Source organism: Accumulibacter sp. (assembly GCF_036625275.1).
Classification (GTDB): Bacteria; Pseudomonadota; Gammaproteobacteria; order Burkholderiales; family Rhodocyclaceae; genus Accumulibacter.
In genome coordinates, this window is sequence record NZ_JAZKUD010000170.1 from 1 (window position 1) to 3,347 (window position 3,347).

At 63.0% G+C, this 3,347-nt stretch carries 4 protein-coding genes; 3 read left to right on the plus strand and 1 reads right to left on the minus strand.

Annotated elements, in window-relative coordinates; genetic code table 11:
* Together V5B39_RS22070 and hemL are read left to right on the plus strand one after the other, a co-directional pair.
* A partial coding sequence (locus V5B39_RS22070; protein ID WP_332344959.1) for a thiamine phosphate synthase occupies positions 1–212 on the plus strand: 212 nt, incomplete at its 5' end.
* Positions 184–1,464: a glutamate-1-semialdehyde 2,1-aminomutase gene (hemL, locus tag V5B39_RS22075; RefSeq protein ID WP_332344960.1), complete on the plus strand. Its 1,281-nt coding sequence runs from the start codon at positions 184–186 to the stop codon at positions 1,462–1,464. The genes V5B39_RS22070 and hemL, both read left to right, overlap by 29 nt.
* Positions 1,465–1,490: 26 nt before the next feature.
* Here hemL and V5B39_RS22080 read toward each other — a convergent pair whose 3' ends face one another.
* Entirely contained in the window at positions 1,491–2,861 is a 1,371-nt protein-coding gene (locus V5B39_RS22080; RefSeq protein ID WP_332344961.1) for a CorA family divalent cation transporter, read from the minus strand.
* 343 nt (positions 2,862–3,204) lie between these two features.
* On the opposite strand from V5B39_RS22080, the gene V5B39_RS22085 reads away from it, so the two are divergent.
* Positions 3,205–3,347 (plus strand): KUP/HAK/KT family potassium transporter (locus V5B39_RS22085; protein ID WP_332344962.1); only part of this gene is annotated, 143 nt, incomplete at its 3' end.

Sequence of the window (3,347 nt, forward strand, 5' to 3'; positions counted from 1 at the left end):
TCGCGCGCTGCCGTGCCGAGTTGCGGCTGCCGGCCTGCGCCATCGGCGGCATTACCGTAGACAATGCTGCGCCCCTGCTGGCTGCCGGCGCCGATATGCTGGCGGTGATCAGTGACCTTTTCGAGGCGCCCGACGTGGCCGCTCGCGCGGCGGCCTATGATCAACTTTTCAAGGAAGACTGGCGTGAGTTTCCGCAATCAACAACTCTTTGAGCGCGCCCAGCAGCACATCCCGGGCGGCGTCAACTCGCCCGTGCGGGCATTTCGTTCGGTCGGCGGTACGCCGCGCTTCTTCGCCGCCGGTTCCGGTGCCCGCGTCACCGATGCCGATGGCAATAGCTACATCGACTATGTCGGATCCTGGGGGCCGCTGATCCTCGGCCACGCGCATCCGGTGGTGGTCGCCGCGGTGCAGGAGGCGGCCGCCAGGGGACTGTCCTTCGGCGCCCCGACGGAAAGCGAGGTCGAGATGGCCGAGCTGCTGTGCGAGCTGCTGCCGTCGCTCGAAATGGTTCGTCTGGTGAGTTCGGGGACCGAGGCGACGATGAGCGCCATCCGGTTGGCGCGCGGCTTCACCGGGCGTGATCTGCTGATCAAGTTCGAGGGCTGCTATCACGGCCACTCGGACAGCCTGCTGGTGAAGGCCGGCTCGGGAATGCTCACGTTCGGCAATCCGAGTTCCGGTGGTGTGCCGGCTGATGTGGCCAGGCACACCCTGGTTCTCGACTATAACGACAGCGCCGGGCTCGAAGCCGCCTTTGCCGAGCATGGTTCGCAGATTGCCGCCGTCATTGTCGAAGCGGTCGCCGGCAACATGAACCTGATAGCCCCGCGGCCGGCTTTCCTGCAGACGATGCGCAAGCTGTGCAGCGGCAACGGCTCGGTCCTGATCTTCGACGAGGTGATGACCGGCTTCCGCGTCGGTCCGCAGGGTGCGCAAGGTCTCTACGGCGTCACGCCGGATCTGACGACACTCGGGAAGGTCATCGGCGGGGGCATGCCGGTCGGTGCATTTGGCGGCCGGCGCGACATCATGGCCAGGATCGCACCGCTGGGTCCGGTTTACCAGGCGGGGACCCTGTCCGGCAATCCGGTCGCGGTCGCTGCCGGCCTGGCGACGCTGAGACTGTTGCAGGCGGGCGGCCTCCACGAGTTGCTGGCGCAGCGCACCAGACAACTGACTGACGGGCTCGTTGCCGCAGCGCAAAAACAAGGGGTGGCGTTCTCCGCACAGGCGATCGGCGGCATGTTCGGGCTGTATTTCCGCTCTGCCTGCCCGCAGAGCTACGCCGAGGTGATGACATGCGACAAGGACGCCTTCAGCCGCTTCTTCCATGCGATGCTCGATGCCGGCCACTATTTTGCGCCATCGGCTTTTGAGGCCGGCTTCGTTTCCGCAGCGCACAGCGAGGCCGATATCGCCGCCACCATTGGCGCCGCCGAAGCGGTTTTCAAGGCCTGGTAACCGGCGCCACCGTTCCCCGGCAGGAATCAGTCAGTCCGGCGATTTGCTGCGTGGCTGCTGCTTGTCCGTCGCCGCTCGAAAAATCGCAGCCCGAAGTAGGTCAGGGTACCGATGCCCACCATAGCAACGACCATGGCCGAATAGGCGATCGGCCAGGGAATACCCTCGGTCATCATCGAGAACTCGGACATGCCGCCCATGCCGGCCAGTACATTGATCGGCATGAAAATGACGCTGAGCACCGTCAGCCGCTTGATGTCCTTGTTCTGGTTGATGTTGATCGCACTGTCGGTGGCGTCCATCAGGAAGTTGATCTTGTTGAACAGGAAGGCGGTGTGGCCGTCAAGGGATTCGATGTCGCGCAGGATCTCGCGCACGTCGTTGGTTTGCGTCTTGGAGAGGAACTTGCCGTGCAGCAGGAAGGAGAGCGCCCGCCGGGTGTCGAGGACGCTGCGGCGAGTCCGTCCGTTAAGGTCTTCTGCCTCGGAAATCGCGGTCAGGATCTTTGAAGCTTCCTGGTCAGTGGTGTGCGAGCGCAGCACCTGTCGGCCAACTCGATCGAGTTCGGCGTAGACATCTTCCAGCGCATTGGCCGAGTATTCGACGTCGGCCGCGTAGAGGTCCAGCAACACGTCCGTGCCGTTGCTGACGTAGCCGGGGCGGGTCCGCGCGCGTGCCCTTTGCAGGCGAAACACCGGCAGTTCCTCGCTGCGGACCGTGAACAGGACGTCATTCTGGAGGATCAGCGCCACCGGAACGTTCCGGGATTCGTCACGGGTGTCGAGCAGGAAGTCCGAGTGCAGGTGGGTATGCCCCTCCTCGTCCACGTAGAAGCGGGCGCTGGCCTCGATGTCGGTCAGGTTGCCGGGGTCGGGGAGATCGACGTCGAACAGCTTGCTCATCCAGGCGCGAATCTTTTTCGTCGGGGCTATCAGGTCTACCCAGATCGGCTGGACGTCGTTCAGATCCTCCGGGCAAGTGACCGCGAGCTGGCGCAGCCGCCCGTCCTGCAGTTCGAACGCGGTGACCGCCGTCTTTTCGTTGCGGTAGTGACTGTCATCGATCAACTCCTCGAGCACGTCGTCGGAGAGCAGCGCCAGGATCGGGTCAGCGCCTTCCTTGACTTCGTCCCAGACCACCAGACGTTCGTTGGGCTCGAGCGATTCGAGGATGTAGGCGACTTCCTGTGCCGGCATCCGCTTGAGCTTTTGCCGCAGTTCCACGCGATACTGCTGCTGAAGTTCCCCGTCTTCATCCTGGTTTGGCATATCCTGCTCACGGACCAGATCTTCCACCAGTTTCTGCAGCGAGAGAAGGGAACGCACTTCAGTGAGGTGCACTTCGGCAAGGCGTTTGTGCAGCATTTCAGGGACCTGCAGCTTGTTTTCTTCGCTCACTCTATCGACTCCCTGATCCTCTGATCATCGGATGCACAACGGGCTGACGATTCTATCACTGGCGAGCCTGTACGGGCTGTCGGACGAGGCTTCTGGACCATTGAAACCGCTTGATATCCCTTTCGGCACGAGGCAATGGGGGCGAATTCCTCCGGTCTGTCCAGGCGACGCCTGCGTTCAGTCCTTGCCTAGCCTCCCTTTCGCTCGGACAATGGCAATCGGGCTGCTGCACTTCCTAGGCGCGAGGAACGTTCCTGGATGGCCCGTCTGTGCGAAGATGGCCGCTGCGTCAGCGCTTGTCGGACCGGACGGCAGGTACGCCAGGTGCATTAACGGAGGGGCAATGACAGCAGAGAACTCGTCGCAAGACGGGAAGGCAGGTCTGGCAGGCACCGCACTGGCGGCAATGGGCGTCGTTTTTGGCGACATCGGCACCAGTCCGCTGTATACGGTCAAGGAAGTGTTTGGCGGTCATCATCCGTTGCC